General features: G+C 62.6%; 13 protein-coding genes. 9 read left to right on the forward strand and 4 right to left on the reverse strand.

The annotated features are described in order from the left end of the window. Positions 1 to 38: 38 nt before the first annotated feature. The gene (locus Pan216_RS14675) at positions 39 to 2,834 is read right to left on the reverse strand and encodes a c-type cytochrome (RefSeq protein WP_419192534.1); all 2,796 of its coding nucleotides are present in this window, start codon (positions 2,832 to 2,834) and stop codon (positions 39 to 41) included. Positions 2,835 to 3,290: 456 nt separating this feature from the next. On the opposite strand from Pan216_RS14675, the gene Pan216_RS14680 reads away from it, so the two are divergent. From Pan216_RS14680 to Pan216_RS14700, 5 genes are all read left to right on the forward strand, one after another. Beyond that, entirely contained in the window at positions 3,291 to 4,757 is a 1,467-nt protein-coding gene (locus Pan216_RS14680; protein WP_145264004.1) for an arylsulfatase, read from the forward strand. A 98-nt stretch (positions 4,758 to 4,855) separates the two neighbouring features. Then, positions 4,856 to 7,099, forward strand: a complete 2,244-nt coding sequence (locus Pan216_RS14685) for a dienelactone hydrolase family protein (RefSeq protein WP_145258804.1) — start codon at positions 4,856 to 4,858, stop codon at positions 7,097 to 7,099. Beyond that, positions 7,092 to 8,411, forward strand: coding sequence for an Nramp family divalent metal transporter (locus Pan216_RS14690; protein WP_419192535.1), 1,320 nt, complete (start codon positions 7,092 to 7,094; stop codon positions 8,409 to 8,411). The genes Pan216_RS14685 and Pan216_RS14690 overlap by 8 nt, the downstream gene beginning before the upstream one ends. Before the next feature lie 64 nt (positions 8,412 to 8,475). Further along, complete coding sequence (locus Pan216_RS14695; RefSeq protein WP_145258808.1) at positions 8,476 to 9,234, forward strand: glucosamine-6-phosphate deaminase; 759 nt, start codon at positions 8,476 to 8,478, stop codon at positions 9,232 to 9,234. Beyond that, complete coding sequence (locus Pan216_RS14700; RefSeq protein ID WP_145258810.1) at positions 9,231 to 10,250, forward strand: N-acetylglucosamine-6-phosphate deacetylase; 1,020 nt, start codon at positions 9,231 to 9,233, stop codon at positions 10,248 to 10,250. Before Pan216_RS14695 ends, Pan216_RS14700 begins: the two co-directional genes overlap by 4 nt. Positions 10,251 to 10,273: 23 nt before the next feature. Here the strand turns inward: Pan216_RS14700 and Pan216_RS28375 are convergent, their stop codons facing one another. Then, on the reverse strand, positions 10,274 to 10,444 hold the full coding sequence (locus Pan216_RS28375; protein ID WP_419192536.1) for a hypothetical protein: 171 nt from the start codon (positions 10,442 to 10,444) through the stop codon (positions 10,274 to 10,276). A gap of 206 nt (positions 10,445 to 10,650) precedes the next feature. Between Pan216_RS28375 and Pan216_RS14705 the strand changes: the two genes are divergently transcribed. The 3 genes from Pan216_RS14705 (at position 10,651) to Pan216_RS14715 (ending at position 14,027) form a co-directional block, all read left to right on the forward strand. Beyond that, positions 10,651 to 11,607: a vWA domain-containing protein gene (locus Pan216_RS14705; protein ID WP_145258812.1), complete on the forward strand. Its 957-nt coding sequence runs from the start codon at positions 10,651 to 10,653 to the stop codon at positions 11,605 to 11,607. Between the two features lie 153 nt (positions 11,608 to 11,760). Then, positions 11,761 to 12,513, forward strand: coding sequence for an ATP-binding cassette domain-containing protein (locus Pan216_RS14710; protein ID WP_145258814.1), 753 nt, complete (start codon positions 11,761 to 11,763; stop codon positions 12,511 to 12,513). Beyond that, entirely contained in the window at positions 12,510 to 14,027 is a 1,518-nt protein-coding gene (locus tag Pan216_RS14715) for a glycine betaine ABC transporter substrate-binding protein (protein ID WP_145258816.1), read from the forward strand. Before Pan216_RS14710 ends, Pan216_RS14715 begins: the two co-directional genes overlap by 4 nt. 325 nt (positions 14,028 to 14,352) lie before the next feature. On the opposite strand, the gene Pan216_RS14720 is transcribed toward Pan216_RS14715, so the two are convergent. Continuing rightward, on the reverse strand, positions 14,353 to 15,387 hold the full coding sequence (locus Pan216_RS14720; RefSeq protein WP_419192537.1) for a glycosyltransferase family 4 protein: 1,035 nt from the start codon (positions 15,385 to 15,387) through the stop codon (positions 14,353 to 14,355). Between the two features lie 414 nt (positions 15,388 to 15,801). Between Pan216_RS14720 and Pan216_RS14725 the strand changes: the two genes are divergently transcribed. Beyond that, positions 15,802 to 17,292 (forward strand): GntP family permease, encoded by a 1,491-nt coding sequence (locus tag Pan216_RS14725; RefSeq protein WP_145258820.1) that lies wholly within the window; start codon positions 15,802 to 15,804, stop codon positions 17,290 to 17,292. Here the strand turns inward: Pan216_RS14725 and Pan216_RS14730 are convergent. Continuing rightward, entirely contained in the window at positions 17,258 to 18,457 is a 1,200-nt protein-coding gene (locus Pan216_RS14730) for an ATP-grasp domain-containing protein (protein WP_145258822.1), read from the reverse strand. The genes Pan216_RS14725 and Pan216_RS14730 overlap by 35 nt on opposite strands. Positions 18,458 to 18,567 lie beyond the last annotated feature (110 nt).

The following is an 18,567-nucleotide window of genomic DNA, read 5'->3' on the forward strand; positions in this document are numbered from 1 at the left end:
ATCGTTTGAAAGTTTTGACCGCGTTCGAGTGAGTCGGGCTACCAGATGTACTCGATCGCGAACCGAGCCTTGTCGCCATTCCACGTGATGGGAACGAGCAATTGCTTCCTGCCATCCGACTCGCGCATACGAGTCGAGGCGTCCTCGATCTTGATCCGATAGGCGTTGTCGACGAGGTAGGTTCCATCGTCGGCCTTCGTGATCGTCTTGCCCGATGCGGCCAGGAAGGTCAGCCCATTTTGCGGCTCGGACGACTCGAGCAAGAATTCGCGTCTGAGGCTCGGTTCGGCGTCTCCGGCGACCGGCGTCGGCGTGTCTTCGACCTTCACCCCATCGACGCGATAGAGGAACGTCGGTCGACCGGCTTCATCAAGCTTGTAGCCCTTGAAGCGAATCCCGAGTTCGCGGGCGGGGGCGTTCGGCCACGGAGCCTTCTCGTCGGCGAGCGTCGCGAAGGAGGCGCTTCCGGGGAACGACAGCAGATGGACCCCTTCGGGACGTTGGTAGCCTTGACCACGACCCGACCAATGACGCGAGGCATCGATGAAGTCCTCATGCCAGATCAGGGCGAGCCGCATCTGCTCGGCATCGAACGCGAGGTTGGCCCCCTCCGGGTAGCCGACCCCAATCGCGCGGGCCCCCGCTCCGTCGATGAAGTTGCGGTAGATGATTGGAGCCTTGTCCGCCTTGAGAACGATGGGATCGGGAATCAAGCCGTAGGGAACGCCGGCTTTCTTGCCATCCTCGAGATAGCTCCAAACCGCCAAGATCTGCTTGTCGCAATCGGTCTCGAGGTCCGGCAGGTAGAGGGGACTCTGACCATTCTTCGGCCACGACGTCGGCATGCGGGTCCCGGGGCGGAAGGTGTTCGGCTCACGCAAGTAACGACGGAACCAGTCCTTGCGAAGCCGCTTGGTCATCGTCGTCAAGTCAAGGGCTTGGACACCGGTCGCCTTGTAGGGATCGAAGTTATGGCACTTCATGCAGGAAAAAGCCTTGGCTCCGACCATGTGACGTCCGACCGACTTGAGCCGATGATCGGGGACATCGATCTCCGGTTCGGCGCTCGGTTCGACGTAGTCGGCCTTGGCAAAGGCTTCGGTCAGCTTGGCGACGTTCTCTTGGCCGAACTTCGGCATCATCGTTCGCATGTAGGGCCGATCCTTCGCTCCATGGGCAAAGACGTGCTGTAGCCATTGCGGACGGAGCTTGTCCCCGACTCCGTCGAGCGGCGGTGGGATCCGTCCCTCGTCCCCCATCTCCTTTTGAGTGGTGGCGAAGAACTTGTTGACGGGCTCTTGCACCCCACCTTTGCCGTCGCGCGCGTGGCAGGCGTAGCAGTTGAGTACCAACATCGTCTGGGCGATGGTCTCCTTCTCGCCAGCGGGGCTGGCTTGGGGTTCGGCGTTCTGTTTGAGATCCGCCATGGCGGCGCCGATCGCCTCTTGTTGAGCCTCGCTGAGCGGGAAATACGGCACTTCGTCGCGAGAGGGGATAAAGCAAGCGTCCCGCATCGACAGGTCGACGATCGCCGTCCAACCATCCTTGGGCTTGAACCGCTCCCCGTTGATCGTCATCTGGTGGCACGAGGCACAACCTTCGGAGACGAAGAGCTCGCGACCCTTCGCGACGAGGGTGTCATCGACCTTGAATGCTTCGGCGATCGCTTGCTCCGGCGGAACCGAATCGCGGGTCATCAGCAAGGCGCTATCGACAGGCCGACGCGAAATCCCTGGCCCCTCGTACTCCACCGAAAGCTGGGCCCCACCGTCACGTTCGAAGTAATCGACGGCGATTGCGTGCATGCCGGCGTCGAGTTCGATCTCTTTCGATTTGCTTTCGAAGCCATGGACCCCGTCGTTGTCGATCACGATCTGGCCATCGATGAAGAGTCGACTGCCGTCGTCGGAACCGAGGTGAAAGCGGTAGCTTCCCTTCTCGCGAATGGGAAGAAATCCCTCGAACTGAATCGCGAAATGATCGGGTTTGGAAGAGACTTCCAAGTCGAATCCGCGCGACTCGCCTTTCTTCGCGGGCTCGATCGCGGTGAAATCGGGCAGCCCCGGCCAATTGCCTTCATAGAGTCGGTAGCGAGTGTTGGGAGCCACCCGTGACTCGCCCACCAGGTAGGAGGCCAAGTCGTTCCGTTCCCGCTGGTTGAGCCCCAGCGCCGGCATTCGGCCCGAGGGGCGGACCTTCAGCGGATCATCCAAGAAGGTCGCGAGGCTATCGCGGGTGTACTTCGCGTCGAGGTCGCCGAGCGGCACCGCGTTGGCGAGCTTCTCCGCTCCCGTGCGGCGTGAGCCATGACAAGCGACACACCCGACCCGATGAAACACACCGCTACCACGCTTGATCGACTGGGGATCGATCGAGCCTTCTTTGGTGGCGCCCGTCGACGCGAGAAAGTGGACCAGGGCCTCGACTTTCTCCGCCCGAGCCTCGTCCTGCTCGTCGGAGAGCATGTCGGGCATCGTCGTCCCGGGCTTGGTCTCGTGCGGATTGGAAAGGAAGTTCCGGAGGTACTCGGGCTTCACCCGGCTGCCGACAGCATCGAGAATCGGAGCCTTCTTGGGCGGAATCGGACCGAGCCAGGCGGCGTCGAGCTGATGACACGACGAGCAGTTCAGCTCGCTCATCAGGAGCTTGCCGCCAGCGACAAGGTCCCGCGGGGCACTGGCGTTGGGTCCGTAAAAACGCTCAAACCCAGGCACAACCGGGGCTTGGGTCTCCGCGGCAAACGCGACGGGTGGTCCGCAAAGCGATCCCAACCAAAGCAAAACAGCGAGCAAGAACGAGGGGCGACGGCCACTCAGCATGCGGAACAACTTCATCAAAGCTTCCCAACTAGGCAGGTTTAGCGAGGAAAATCGTCTTGTGGCCGGAGCCAGGAGAGTCTCATCCGGAGCGACTGAGTGTCGTGACCTTGGCATTTGCCCAAGCGGGAAAATAGCTGGCTCGTGTCCGAGGGGGCACGTATTCAGTGGCTCGCGTTTATCGGTCGAGGCCCATCCTCTGTTGCCGACGGCGAGATTGCAAGCCAAACCTGTTGAACGTCCGGCAGGCGAAGGAGATACTTCAAATGCAATTCTGGCTGTTTGTCCCTCCCGCCGACCATTCTTGAGCTGGGCGGAGGAGAAATGCGCCCGTCAGATCGAACAGTTGACTTGACCTGGCGAAATGAGCGATTAGACTCGATGTCACGAGAAATCATCATGACCAAACGATTCACCGCCCTGTTCTCCCACCGCCAGGACCAACCGGCGCGCGCCCACCAAGAACGAGATGACATGAAACGCTCCCTCTCGCTCCTCGCTCTGCTCCTTCTCCTCCCCAGCGTGGTCGCGGCGAACGAGAAAAACAGCCGCCCACCCAACGTCGTGCTCATCATGGCCGACGATCTCGGCTATCACGAGCTTGGCTGCTACGGTCAAAAGTGGATCAAGACCCCGAACATCGATCGCATCGCCGCCCAAGGCATCCGCTTCACCCAGTTCTACTCCGGAAACGCCGTCTGCGCTCCGGCCCGCTGCTGCCTCATGACCGGCAAGCATCCGGGGCACGCGTTCATCCGCACCAACAACGCCGCGAAACACCTGCATCATTTAGCCAGCAAGTTCGGCTGGGAGTTCGACGGCCAGCGACCGATTCCCGACGACGAGGTGACCCTCGCGGAAGTCCTCAAGCAGAAGGGCTACGCCACCGCCGCCATCGGCAAGTGGGGGCTCGGCCACTTCGGGACCAGCGGCGATCCCAACAAACAGGGCTTCGATCTCTTCTACGGCTTCAATTGCCAGCGCCACGCCCACAATCACTACCCGCGTTTCCTCTGGCGCAACCACAAGAAGGAGGTCCTGCCAGGCAACGATCGAACGCTCAACGGGGAAACCTACTCCCAGGACAAGTTCACCGAGGTCGCCCTCGAATTCATTCGCGAGAACAAGGATCGCCCCTTCTTCCTCTACTTGCCCTTCGCGATCCCCCATCTTTCGATCCAAGCTCCCGAGAAGTCGGTCGCCGAGTATCGCGGCAAGATCCCCGAAGAGGACTACAAGCACAAAGGCTACTTGCAGCACCCGACGCCGCGAGCGGGATACGCCGCGATGATCACCCACATGGACCGCGACATCGGCAAGATCCTCTCCCTGGTCGGCAAGTTGGGATTGAATGACGAAACGCTGGTCATCTTCACCTCGGACAATGGCCCAACCTACGAGCGGCTCGGAGGATCCGATTCCGAGTTCTTCGAGTCCGCCGGGCCGATGCGGGGGCTCAAGGGAAGTCTCTACGAGGGAGGCATTCGTGTCCCTCTGGTGGCGAAGTGGCCCGGGCATATCAAGCCGGACTCCACCTCCGACCACCTTTGTGCGTTCTGGGATCTGATGCCGACCATCGCTCAGCTCGCTGGGACCAAGACGCCCAAGGGCATTGACGGCATCTCCTTCGCCCCGACGCTCCTCGGCGAACCCGGAAAGCAGAAGGAACACGACTACCTCTACTGGGAGTTCCCCTCCTACGGCGGTCAGCAGGCGGTCCGAATGGGCAAATGGAAGGGAATCCGGCAGAACATGCTGAAAAAGAACAACCCCGATCCGCTCCGCATCGAACTCTATGACTTGGACGCCGACATCGGAGAAACCAACGACGTCGCTCAAGCCAATCCCGACGTCGTCGAGCGCATTCGAACCGCGATGAAGGAGGCCCACGACCCCAGCGAACTCTTCCCCATCAAGCCGATCGATGGAACCCAGCAGTAGATGGAGACGTACAAAAGCGAAACATTCTCGTTCGAAACAGGTGACGAGACATCGTGTCTCCGCCCGCGGGCGTCCCAATAAAGAAGAGGGTATGGACCATGCCGATCATTCCGCTAGTCGCCGCGATCGCGAGTCTACTCGTCGCCGCTCCGGCGAGCGCCCCCAAGGCGGTCTCGTCTGGAGATCGACCGGCGGACCAACGGCTTGGTCCGCTCCGGAGTCTCGATAGCTACTTTCCGTTCAAGGAAGTCGAGTCGCCCGAGCAGTGGGAGGCGCGGCGGCGCCAACTTCGCCGACAGACCAAGGTCGCCACCGGGCTTTGGCCGATGCCCTTTCGTACTCCTCTCAACGCCAAGGTTCACGGCAAGGTCGTTCGCGACGAGTACACCGTCGAACGTGTCATCCTCGAGTCACTGCCGGGGCACTTCGTCACGGGGAGCCTCTACCGACCATTGGGCAGAACGGGCCGACGACCGGCCGTGTTGACTCCCCATGGACACTGGCCCCAGGGCCGTTTCTACGATGCAGGCTCCGCGAATGTCCGAAGACTCATTGCCGCCGGCGACGAACGCTTCGAATTGGGGGGACGGTTTCCGATCCAAGCCCGCTGCGTCCAGCTCGCGCGAATGGGCTGTGTCGTCTTCAACTACGACATGGTCGGTTACGCCGACAGCGTTCAACTCCCACACCGAGGTTTCGACGAGTCCGACCGCGTCGACACTCCGGAGGCATGGAGTTTCCACACCGCGCAAGCGGAACTCCGACTCCAGAACATGATGGGGTTGCAGTCGTGGAACTCGATCCGCGCGTTGGATTTCGTCTCCGCCCTGCCCGATGTCGATCCCGAGAAGATCGCGGTGACGGGCGCTAGCGGCGGAGGAACGCAGACGTTCATGCTCGGCGCGCTCGACGATCGCCCCGCCGTCCTCCTGCCTGCGGTGATGGTATCGACGGCGATGCAAGGAGGCTGCACCTGCGAGAATGCCTGCTTCCTGCGCGTGGGAGCCGGCAACATCGACCTCGCCGCCCTCGCGGCGCCGCGTCCACTCGGCCTGACGGCCGCGAATGACTGGACTGTCGAACTCGAGACGAAGGGATTACCCCAGCTAAAGGCTCTCTACGAGATGCTCGGGCACCCCAAACGAGTCGACGCCCGCATCGCGACCCACTTCAACCACAACTACAACGCCATCAGCAGGACCTTCCTTTACAACTGGCTCAACAAACACCTCGGACTCGGGTACGTCGAACCGGTCCTCGAACGAGACTTTATTCCCCTTTCGATCGACGAAATGACCGTTTGGAACGACAAGCACCCCAAACCGTCGGGAAGTCAGGTCGGAACCGCTCACGAAACGGCGATCACCGGTTGGTTCACGAAGGAGTCCGACCGGGCGCTCGATCAAGTTGCCCCGAACGGTCCGGGGTCGCTCGATGCCTTTCGGCAAACCGTCGGCGGCGCCTTCGACGTCCTTCTCGGTCGTCGGCTCGGCGACGTTGGCCAGACCGACTACGAACTCGTCGCCAAGGAGGATCGCGGCGACTACCTCCTAATGACCGGCTTGATCTCGATGCCCGCCGAGAAGGAGCAACTTCCCCTGCTGTTTCTCTATCCGCGGGAGAATTGGAACAAGGAGGTCGTCGTCTGGGTCCAAGAGCAGGGCAAGTCCGAACTTCTCGACAAGAAGGGCGATCCCACGTCTGAGGCGAAGAAGCTACTCGATGCGGGCTTCGCGGTCATCAGCGCCGACCTGCTCTTCCAGGGCGAGTTCCTTGAGGACGGCAAGCCGCTAGAGCGGACTCGGCTCGGCCATCAGGGCAATGGTCGCGGCGATTGGCAGAAGGCGGCGGCGTACACCTTCGGGTACAACTACTCGCTCTTCGCCAAACGGGTCCACGACCTCTTGAGCATCATCAAGTTCATCCAAACCGATCAGCACGGCGCCGAGCGAATTCACCTTCTCGGCGTCGGCAAGACCGCCGGTCCCCTCGTCGCCGCGGCGAAGGCGCAGGCGGGCGATGCGGTCGATGTGACCGCGATCGACACCGGCGGCTTTCGGTTTTCCGAGGTCAATCGCCTGGACGACCCGATGTTTCTTCCGGGCGCCGTCAAGTACCGAGATCTTCCCGGACTCTTGGCGTTGATCGCGCCCGGCAAGTTGTTGCTCGCGGGTGAAACGCCCGACAGCACGCAGCTCGCCAAGGCGGCTTACCGCGCCTCGGGAAAACCCGATCGTCTGCGCCTCGTCGGCAAGCAGGCCCACGCGACGACCGCCCTCGTCGATGAGATCGTCAACCAAGCCCAGCGCCCCAGCCGCGACGGAGATGCTCGTAGTGAGTGAGACGACCACCCAGCAGCCAGCCAGCACCGGCTCTCCGCCGAGTCCCACGGGATCCTGGCGCATCGTCACCGCGATCGGTCCCGCGATCATCACGGCGTCGATCGTGCTCGGACCGGGCAGCATCCTGACGAGTTCCAAAGTCGGCTCGACGTTCGGCTACTCGCTCTCCTGGGTCTTGGTGCTCGCGGTGATCTTGATGATCGGCATGACCGCGTTGGCCGCGCGCGTCGGTCTCTCCCACGCCCACTCGCCTTGCGAAGAACTTGCTCGACGGCTCGGGCGTCCGGCCGCCTTCCTCACCGGGCTTTGCATGTTCCTCGTTTGCGCCTCGTTCCAGTTCAGCAACAACGTGGCGATCTTCGCCGCCCTCGAGCCTTTCGGAGCCAGCACGATCGTTCGCGTACTCGCTCTGGCGGGGCTGAACGTCGTGGTCGTGGCGAGTCTCTTCGGCTTCCGGCATCTCTATTGGTACCTCGAGAAGCTGATGATGATTCTCGTCGGCCTGATGATCGTCGGTTTCGCGGGAAACATGATCATGGCGAAACCGAGCATCTTGGGTTTCCTCGACGGGTTGATCCCGAAGCTGCCGGAACAAGCTGCTTCCTCCCTGCTGCCCAAGCGTGTCGACGGCGAAATGATCGACCATCTTTGGCCGGTCCAAGCCTTGATCGGCACCACCTTTTCCGTCGCCGGCGCCTTCTATCAAGCGTATCTGGTCAGGCAAAAGGGCTGGACCAAGGCGAACCTCAAGCAGGGCCTCATCGACACCGCCGTCGGGATCAGCGTCCTCGGCGGCATCTCGCTCATGATCATGACCACCGCCGCCGCGGTCCTTCAAGACGTGGAAATCAAAAGTGCGACCGATGTCGCCACGGCGCTGGAGCCGCTTTTCGGAGACAGCGCGGTCCTCCTCTTTTCCATTGGGCTCTTCGCGGGCGCCTTTAGTTCCTTCCTCGGGAACTCGATGATCGGTGGCACCCTTCTCTCGGACGGTCTGGGCCTGGGCGGCAACATGGACCAGCGCTGGCCACGAACCTTCACCACCGTCACGCTGCTGGTCGGGTTCGGCGTCGCGCTCGGCATCGAGTTGGTCGGCTTCAAGCCCGTCCCCATGATCATCTTCGCCCAGGCACTGACGGTCTTCGGTTTCCCCGTTCTCGGGGCGATCTTGCTTTGGCTCTCCTACGCTCCTTCGGAGGAAGGAGCCGAGCCCGCGCCGAAATGGATGAAGGTTCTGGGCTGGATCGGGCTGGTCGTGGTGACGATCGTCGCGATCCGTGGAGCCGCGACACTGATGTTGAAGCTCTTCTAGTCGACTGCGTCCGAGTGGATGCGTTGGCTTTCGAAAATTGGTACATGAAACGGAGTCTGTGTTGATGGAAGTCGTGGTTCACGAATCGAGTGCCGAGATGGGCCAAGCGGCCGGCGAACAAGCCGCGGGAATCATCCGGGAGAAACTGGCGAAGGATGGCTCGGCGGCCATCATCCTGGCGACCGGCGCCAGCCAGTTCGACACGCTCGCCAATCTCATCGCCGCCCCCGACATCGACTGGTCGAAGGTGACGATGTTCCACCTCGATGAATACCTCGGACTTTCGATCGACCATCCGGCCAGCTTTCGAGGCTACCTCCGCGATCGATTCGTGAAGAAGGTCCCCGAGCTCGCCGCGGTCCACTTCCTCGATGGCGAAGCGGCCGATCCCCAAGCGGAGTGCGAACGACTCGGCAAGCTGATCTCCGATCGGACCATCGCCGTCGCCCTCGTCGGCATCGGGGAGAACGGCCATCTCGCCTTCAACGATCCGCCGGCCGATTTCGAGACCACCGATCCCTACCTCGTGGTCGACCTCGACGAGGACTGCCGGAAGCAACAAGTCGGCGAGGGCTGGTTCGCCACGCTCGACGACGTTCCGTCCCAAGCGATCTCGATGAGCGTCCATCGCATCATGGCGAGCGAGACGATCATCTGCTCGGTCCCCGACGAACGCAAGGCCGAAGCGGTCCGAGGTTCCTTGGAAGGCCCCGTCACCCCCGAGGTGCCGGCATCGATCTTGCAAAAACACGCCGATTGTCGATTGTTTCTCGATCGCGCGTCGGCTTCTTCGCTCAGCGCTCAAGGGGGGATTCAGGTTTGACTACTGCCACGTCGTTTCCCGGTTTCGTCGATCTCCAAGTCAACGGCTACTTGGGGATCGATTTCTCAAGTCCCGACTTGACCGAGGAGGATTGCGAGCACGCTTGCCGGGAGGTGTTGGCCCACGGCACCTCCGCCTTTCTCCCGACGATGATCACCAGCCCCTGGGCCGTCTACGAACGCAACCTCCCCCTCATCGCGCAAGTAATGGAGCGGCCCGAGTTCGTCGGACGACTACTCGGGATTCACCTCGAGGGGCCCTTCCTCTCGCCGGAGCCGGGAGCGGTCGGTGCTCACGATCAAGACTTGGTCCAACGGCCAAGCACCAAGCGACTCGAACGCCTCTTGGAACTCGCCCAGGGCAAGGTCAACTTCCTGACGATCGCGGCCGATGCGCCGGGAGCCGAGGGGCTGACCCGATTCGCCGTCGACGCGGGGATCGCGGTTTCTCTTGGCCACCACATGGCGACCAACGAGGACCTCGACCGCTTGGCATTCGCGGGTGCCTCGGCGCTGACGCATCTGGGCAACGGGGTCCCCAACCTTCTCGATCGGCACCGCAACCCGATCTGGGCCGGCCTCGCCAACGACGCGCTGACCGCGATGGTGATCGCCGACGGGCACCATCTGCCGAAGGAACTGCTGAAGATCTTCCTGAGAGTCAAAGGGATTGACAACTTCGTCGTCGTCTCCGACGCGGCCCCCATCGCCGGGTGCCCGCCAGGACGCTACCGCACGCTCAGCAACGAGGTCATCCTCGAGCCGTCGGGGCGCTTGCACAATCCGTCGAAGGGGTGTCTAGTCGGGTCCTCCGCGACGATGCTCGACTGCATGAACGTCATGGCGTCGCTCGAATTGCTTTCCGAACAACAACTGCGGTTGATCGGCTTCGAGAACCCCTTGCGGCTCTTGTCGATCGATCCGGAAAGTTTGCCGACCGACGAACAACTCTTCTACGAGGAAGAGACCTGCCAGTTCCACCTGCTCGAACAAGCGGAAGCCGACGGGTTGCGTTAGGAAACCTATCGAGGGGGGGAGATCTACACGGTCTTTTGGAACCACTCCCCCCACGACTGGAAGTAGGTCGTCTTCAGCGCGGCCCAAACGATGAGCATCAAGAGGCAAAAACCGAAGAGAACCAGGTAGAGCCAAAGCAGCCCGAGGCTTTCCCCGTCGCCTCCACCACCGCCCTCTCCTTCCGATTCCGCCACGATCGACTCCTTGGCTGCGAGCCCGAAATGGTCAAGTCGCCTTTGGATCCTTCTCCGCGCACCTCCTATCCTGTCCAACGGACGCAATCGTGGCAAGACCTGAAAAGCGATGCGTCCCAGCTCGTGCGTGGTCCACAATGGCATGATCCCCCGCCCCTACGGCGGGCGGGGAAAACGAATTCGACGAAAGAGCCCCCAGCGTCTGAATGTTGCGACTGAGTCACCCGGAAAGCCTGCTCCTTCTCGTCTTGGTGCCGCTAGCCGCCTGGTCGGCCACGCGCCGGCGTCCGGCGCTCGTCTACTCCTCGCTTTCGCTCCTGGCGTGCTCGACGCGCCCGACGTTGCGCCAGCGACTATTCTGGCTTCCCCTGCTCTTTCGCGCCGCCTGGTTGTCGCTGCTGGTGCTCGCGATCGCCGGTCCCGAACGGGCCGAACCGACCTCGGCGCAAACGAGTCCCACCCAGTCGCTTATGCTCGCGATCGACACCAGCGGCAGTATGGGCGTCGAGATTCCATCGCCGGAAGGGCCCGTTACTCGACTCGACCGCGTCAAGCGAAGTGCTCGCGTGCTCCTGGACGACCTCGCTCCCGAGTCGACCCTGGTCGGCGTCGTCGGCTTCGCGAGCCGGCCGACGCTCGTCGCCCCGCCGACCATGGACATCGGCGCGATCTCCGAATTGATTGGCGCGATGAAGGTGGCGACCCAAGACAACGAGACCAACATCGGTGACGCGCTGGCGGTGGCGCTCGCAGGACTCGACGCGACCGAACTCCTTCCCCGCAAGATCCTCCTCTTCAGCGACGGCGCCCACAATGTCAAGGAGGCCCTCTCCGCCGGCCGCGCCGCCCGGATCGCCGAAGCGCTCGGCGTCGCCATCAACGTCGTCGGCGTCGGCGACGATTCCACCGCGCCCGAAGACCTCGAAAGCCTGAGGGCGATCGCGCGAATCACGGGAGGTGAGTTCGCTCACGCCGAGGATCTTCGGAACCTGCCGGCACTCGTCGATGACCTTGGAACCGCCATGAGACGGACCGCGCGGGTGGAGGGCTATCGCCGCTGGAAGAGCTTGTATCCCCTTGTCATCGCCGCGGCGCTGGTGCTCTGGATTGGCGAACGATCGTTGACGCGATACTGGCTGCGCCCCTCGCCATCCGATTGGTGACATCCTATTGACAGAAGAATCCCGCTTCCCATCGCCGTATGATCGGCAGGACAGATCGGCCGGCCGCGGGCTGTGGACTTCGTCAGCCGCGTCACCCTAGGGCGGACCGGCAACGGTATCGACGTGCGATCTTCTTCACGACCCGGATGGGGCATGCTTTCACTACGTAACATCGTCAAGACCTACGAGAAGCTCGAGGTGCTGCGTGACGTCAGTTTCGACGTCGAACCGGGCAAGACCACCGTCTTGATCGGCCCGAGCGGCTGTGGCAAGTCGACCCTGATCCGCATGATGATCGGCTTGATCGAACCCGACCGGGGCGAGATCGAGTTCGAGTCGCTTCCAGTCCAGGCCAAGAACCTCGCGCAGATTCGGCCACGCATGGGCTACGTCATTCAGGAGGGTGGGCTCTTCCCTCATATGACGGCACGGCAGAACATCGCGCTGATGGCCCGCTACCAACACTGGCCCCGCCTGCGACAACGACAACGTACCGAGGAACTCGCCGAGCTGACCCGCTTTCCCGTCGACGGTCTCGATCGCTTTCCCGCTCAACTCTCCGGCGGCCAACGACAACGCGTCGGCTTGATGAGAGCGCTCATGCTCGACCCCGACGTCCTGCTCATGGACGAACCCCTGGGGGCTCTCGATCCTCTCGTCCGCTACGACTTGCAGGAAGATCTACGAGAGATCTTCCTGCGACTCGAGAAGACCGTCGTGCTCGTGACCCACGATCTCGGCGAGGCGGCCTTCTTCGGTGACTCGATCCTCCTGATGAGAGATGGGCGCATCGTCCAACGGGGAAGCATCCGCGACTTGATCCAGCATCCCGCGGAAGAGTTCGTCACCCAGTTCGTCAACGCCCACCGCACGCCGATCGACGATATCGAGGAGGCCGCCGAGTGAAACCTTCATCCCTCCTGACGCTCGCGCTAGTCGCCGCGTCGTCGCTTTCGCCCGCCGCCGGCGCCGCCGATCAGGAACACGTCACCGTCGGCACCAAGGCGTTCACCGAATCGGTCGTGCTGGGAAACATGCTCGCCGATCTCGCGCGCGCTGCCGGCGCCGATGTCCAGGAGTATCCTCAACTGGGGGGGACGCGCATTCTCTGGTCCGCGCTGCTCGATGGCGAGATTGACATCTACCCCGACTACACCGGCACCATCACCGAGGAAATCCTCGCCGACAAGCACATCATCAGCGAGAAACAACTTCGTAGCGTCCTGGCCGAACACGGCATCAGCATGAGCCAGTCGCTCGGCTTCGGCAATCCCTACGGCATCGGCGTGATGCCCGAAACCGCCAAACGTCTGAATCTCAAGACCATCTCCGATCTCGCCAAGTACCCGAAGTTGAAGTTCGGCTTCAGCAGCGAGTTTCTTGATCGCGAGGATGGTTGGCCCTACCTGAAACAGGTTTACAAGCTGCCGCAGCGGAGCGTCGTCGGCCTCGAGCACGACTTGGCCTACCGGGCGCTCGAGAGCGGCTCGATCGACGTCACCGTCCTCTACTTGACCGATCCGCAGATCGAGCATCTCGATCTCGTCGTCCTCGAGGACAACCGGCACGCCTTCACCAGCTACGATGCGGTGTTGCTCTACCGCACCAAACTCAAAGCGACCGCGCCCCAGGCCCTCGCGTCGATGTTGCGATTGCAAGGAGCCATCTCCGATACCGAGATGCGACGGATGAACGGCGAAGTCCTCGTCGATCATGTTCCCGGCAAGTTCGTCGCCGCCCAGTTCCTTGAGCGAACCTTCGGCATCAAGTCGACCTACGTCGATGGCGGGACCTGGGCCCAGTGGCTCAAGAAGCTCGGACGGTTCACGCTCGAACATCTCTTCATGGTCGTGACTTCCCTCTCGGGAGCCCTCGCGGTCGCGATTCCGCTCGGCATTGTCTGTTCGCGAAAGGAACGCCTGGCGCAGCCGATCCTCGCGGCGGTCGGCGTCCTGCAGACCATCCCCTCGCTCGCGCTGCTGGTCTTCATGATTCCGCTCCTGGGCATCGGGTATGAGGCCGCGATCGCCGCCCTCTTCCTCTACAGCTTGCTCCCGATCGTGCGCAACACCTACGCCGGGCTCAAGGGCATTCCCCCCGCCCTGATCGAGTCGGCCGAAGCGCTCGGCCTTCCCCCAGGGCGGCGACTCTGGTGGATCGAGTTGCCGATGGCGCTGCCGATGATCCTCGCGGGTATCAAGACCGCCGCGGTCATCAACGTCGGCACCGCGACGCTGGGAGCTCTCATCGGCGCCGGGGGCTACGGTCAACCGATCCTGACCGGCATCCGGCTCGACAACGAAGGCCTCATTCTGGAGGGAGCCGTCCCCGCCGCCCTCATGGCGTTGGCAATCCAGTGGCTCTTTGAAATCGCCGAACGACGCCTGGTTCCGCTCGGGCTTCGCCTCAAGCGAACGTGACTTGTTCAGCGGCGTCCTACCCGGCGAGCGTCTCAGTGGCGAGTGCTGTGTCGACCACTAGTGCTCCGTCTCGAAACTCGGCTCTGGCTTCGACTCGCTGCATCGGCACGGGACTTTGTCGGGCTGCATCGACGAATCCAGCGGATTCGCCTGTTTCGACTTCCTCGTCCCGCACCAACTCGCTGCCCTCGGGCCGACGACCTACTCTTGTAACGAAGCCTAGATCTCGGGTTGGGAACGCACGAACACTTCTCACTGGCCGACTAGAAGCCAGTGCCACCGGAACTCTTGGATCTGACAAAACGCTAGCCGCCGTCAGCGGGAGTCAGCGTCCAAGCACGTCCTCGTAGAGCGAACGGATCGCCTGGGTTTGCCGCTCGACCGAGAAACGCTCGCTCACCCAACGCGGCCCCATTGGGCGCAGCTCCCGACGCCGCGGTTCGTCGCGGAGTAGCTCCCAAGCCGCCTCCGCCAGTGTCGCCGCATCGTCAGGGGCGACGAGAAGCCCCGTCCGGCCGTGGTCGAGAAGTTCCTCCATGCCGCCGACGTTGGTGGCAACCACGGGAACGCCAAGAGCGAGTCCTTCCAGGAGGACGCGCGAAAGCGGCTCCTGGCGCGAGGGAATCACCAAGAGATCCAGATCGTTCAGGATGGAGGGAACATCGGTTCGGTAGCCGACGAAGTGGACTCGCCCACGAAGTCGACTTCCCGTCGCTTTCTCGTGGAGCCCTTCTTCGAATTGCCGGCTCTCTTCCTTGGAGGAGTACCGCGCTCCCGCGAGGACGAAGTGAATCGTCCCGTCGCGATCGGCCAGACTCTCGGCCATTTCGAGGAAGAGATCCTGACCTTTGCGCAGCGCGACCTGGCCGATGCAACCGAGAAGCCTGCTTTCGGGAGGGAGTCCCAACTCAGCACGAAAGCGCCCCGGCACCACCTGCGAGCGAAGACTCGCCCCATCGACGCCGTTGTGGATCGTCTTGACAAGATCGCCGGGAAGGCCTTGCGCGATCAGGTCCGACGCGACGGCTTTCGAGACCGCGATGATCGCGTCGAGCTTCGCGAGGCGCCCCTTGCGTCCATCGGAGAGTCGCATGATGTCGCGGACATGAGCAATCGCCGGGAGTCCTAGACGCTTGCCCAACCGACGTGCCCGATCGGCGGTCATGAGGGAATTGGCGTGAACCAATTCGACGCGCCGCTCTCGCAGCCCCGAGGCGAGAGTGGCTTGCCCTTCCTCGCCCCCCCACCACGGAAGATGATCGATCCCTCGTGCGGCGAGAGCTTCGGCAAGTCGCCCTGTCGCGGGCGCGATCACCGTCGGTTCGAGCCATTCGCGTGATCCCTTGAGGAAGGCGAGCATCGAATGTTCCCCGCCAAGTAGCGTGGGGAACTCGCAGACGTACGCGACCCGGCATTTCACGAGACTCTCAAACCTCATCCGATGAATGACAACCTGCCGAACAACCACGGAAGTTGCGGTCCCGTGGCGGCGAATACTTTTCCCAAGAGCGATACTTTCTTCGTGGTAAGACTAACGAGCCACGCCGAACTCCGACTATGATGGCAACCGCTTGGGGCTAGGATTCGCCTCAAGAGTTGGTCGTCGGCCCGAGGGCAGCGAGTTGGTGCGGGACGAGGAAGTCGAAACAGACGAATCCGCTGGAATCGTCGATACGGACTGACAACGTCTCGCGACAACGCAGCCAGCCAAAGCCAGTGCCCACTCTTGAGGCGGAGCCTATTTACTACGTCTGAACACGGGAACCGTCTCGCGATGCCTGGCTTTGTCATCGTGCTCGTCGGGGTGATCGTCGTCATTGCCGGCGTGCTCGCTCTGCGGCTACATGCTTTCTTGGCGCTAATCCTCGCGGCGCTCACGGTCACCTTGATGACACCCGGCAGCGCGATGGAGACCTTCGCGGCGCGGAAGGTGGCCAAGGGCGAATGGACCGAATCGGCCGCTCAGTCCTTCGTCGACGAAACCGCGGGCATCCGCGTCGCGAAAGCCTTCGGAAGCGCTTGCGGACGGATCGGGCTGATCATCGCGCTCGCCGCCGTCATCGGCAGGTGTCTGCTCGACAGCGGCGCCGCGGACCGAATCGTCCGCGCGACCCTGGCCCTCTTCGGCGAGACCCGCGCCGCGCTCGCCTTCCTGCTCAGCGGGTTCTTCCTGGGAATCCCCGTCTTCTTCGACACCATCTTCTACCTGATGCTTCCGCTGGGAACAGCGATGGCCCTTCGCACGCGTTCCCACTACGTACTCTACATCTTGACGATCTCGGCCGGTGCCAGCATGGCCCACTCCCTAGTGCCGCCAACGCCCGGCCCTCTCTTCGTGGCGACTGATCTCGGGATCCCGGTGGGCACCATGATGGTCGGAGGTCTACTGGTCGGTCTCGTCACCAGCACCGTGGGCTATCTCTACGCCGTGTGGTGTGATCGCGCCGGACCGATCCCCGTCCCCGAGAGCCACCAGCGTCTTGAATCCGAAGGTCCGGACGAGGAACAACTCCCCTCGCGCCCACCGTCGCTGGCGCTTGCCGTGACGCCGATTGTGCTTCCCGTCCTCTTGATTGCGGGAGGCACCATCGTCGAGGCGATCACCGGCACGCCCCTGCGCAAGATGGACCCGGCATGGGCTCAAGTGTTGGCTCTCGTCGCCGACCGCAACGTTGCGATGGCACTCGCCGCCGCCGTCTCGCTCGGCATGCTCGTCCTCCACGGAACCGAGCATCGCGACGACCGCCGCAAAGCGATTCAACATGCCCTCGCCAGCGGTGGCGTGATCATCTTGATCACCTCGGCCGGAGGGGCCTTCGGAAACGCGCTTCAACTGACGGGAGTCGGCCAGGAGATCAAGCAGTGGGTTCTTCACTACGAGTTTCGCGGGGTCTGGCTCCTGCTGCTCGCATTCGGGGTCACGGCGCTGGTCCGCACCGCCCAAGGATCGGCCACCGTCGCGATGGTCACCGCCGCGGGCATTCTCGGGGATCTTGCCGCCGAGTCGAGCCAACTCGGGATCGCTCCCATCTACTTGGCCCTGGCGATCGGTTGCGGGTCCAAACCAATCTCCTGGATGAACGACAGTGGGTTCTGGATCGTCGGCAAGATGAGCGGGTTTTCCGAGTGGCAGACGCTGCGAACCTTCTCCGCGACCCTGACGATCATGGGATTCGCAGGATTACTCGTGCTGCTTCTCGCGGCGAGTTGCTTTCCCATGGTCGAGAGCATCACGATGGCTCCGCCCGTTGGGAGTTCCCGTTAGCGAGGTCGTCCAAGATCTTGTCAGAGCGTGCCATCAGGACGCCGGGATTGATCGTATCCCCCGGTAGCCAGAGAGGGACGAAGTGGGCCTCGGCGTTCGCGATTTCCGTGGAGGTGGGCCAACCGCTCGGCGGCTCCTGAAGGAAGAATGCGAACGCGATCTCCTCCGAATCACTCCAAACACCCGCCTTGCGAAGATGCTCCCGACAACGCCTCACGACGTCGAGCACGATCGCTCCGAGGGTGTAGCGGGCGTTGAACTCGACCCCAGCGCGAAAGCGCTCGCGATCCCCCTCGCGATAGGTGAAGGCATCGACGCCGCAAGCTCCCCGGTAGCCGCGCTCCGCCGCGGACCTTCCCATTCGCCGCGACGAATCCATCAGTTCTTCGCGAAAGGGAGACGCGGCATGAATCTCACCACCCGCGGAAAGGATACCCCGATGCCCGAAGTACGAACCGGAAACGGAAACGTGCTGCTCGAGCGTGCCCAGAAGACGAACGTCGTCGGGAGCGGAGACCCAAAGTACCGCCGAGAGGTCCTTTGTCCGCGACCGAATCGGTTCGACGATCGCTCCACCCCGCTTGACGAGCCTCGGCAGCGCCCCACGCAACTCCTCGTTGTCGAGATGCTCAAGCGAACACGGAACACGGCCCCGGCCGCTACATCCCAACCTCGGCTTGAGAGTGAAGCGCTCCTGGCAGGCTGTCGGCCATCGATCGACCATTCGTCGAACCGAACGAAGCGCGTCTTCCGGATCGCGAAGTTCTTCGGGTTCGAGGATCGTCGCTTCGGGACATCCCTCGAGTCCGGCCTCTCGGATCGCTTCGAGAGCGAAGGCTTTGTCGTGCACCAGCCGAACGATCTCCGGAGAAGCTCCATGGAGCGGCAGTCTCCTCTCGGCGGCCAACCGTGCGGCATGTTTGGTGTTGAGCCAAGCAACCAGTCCCACGCCATCATGATCCATCAGGGGTTGGCCGCGACGTGCCGCAAGAGGACTTGGCAACGCCAGCGCCTCATCGGGCGCGGTCCCGTCGACGAACGTCGCGTCCTCCTGGAAGAGCGCGCGCCAAAGACGAGCCATGGCGAGGGAGAGAGGCGCCACACGTGCGAGTCCTTCCGTTCCCTCTTCGGCCCCGAAGTTGGGAAGCAGCAACGGTGCAGGCAAGTTCGTCGCCCCTCCCGAGCGGGTTCGTCGGTCATCAGGTCCGTGGCATGAGCCGGGAGGGATGTTCTATCAACCACTATCGCGCAAGCCGCAGGACTCCGTCAGCAAGT

The organism is Kolteria novifilia (assembly GCA_007748055.1).
GTDB lineage: Bacteria > Planctomycetota > Planctomycetia > Kolteriales > Kolteriaceae > Kolteria > Kolteria novifilia.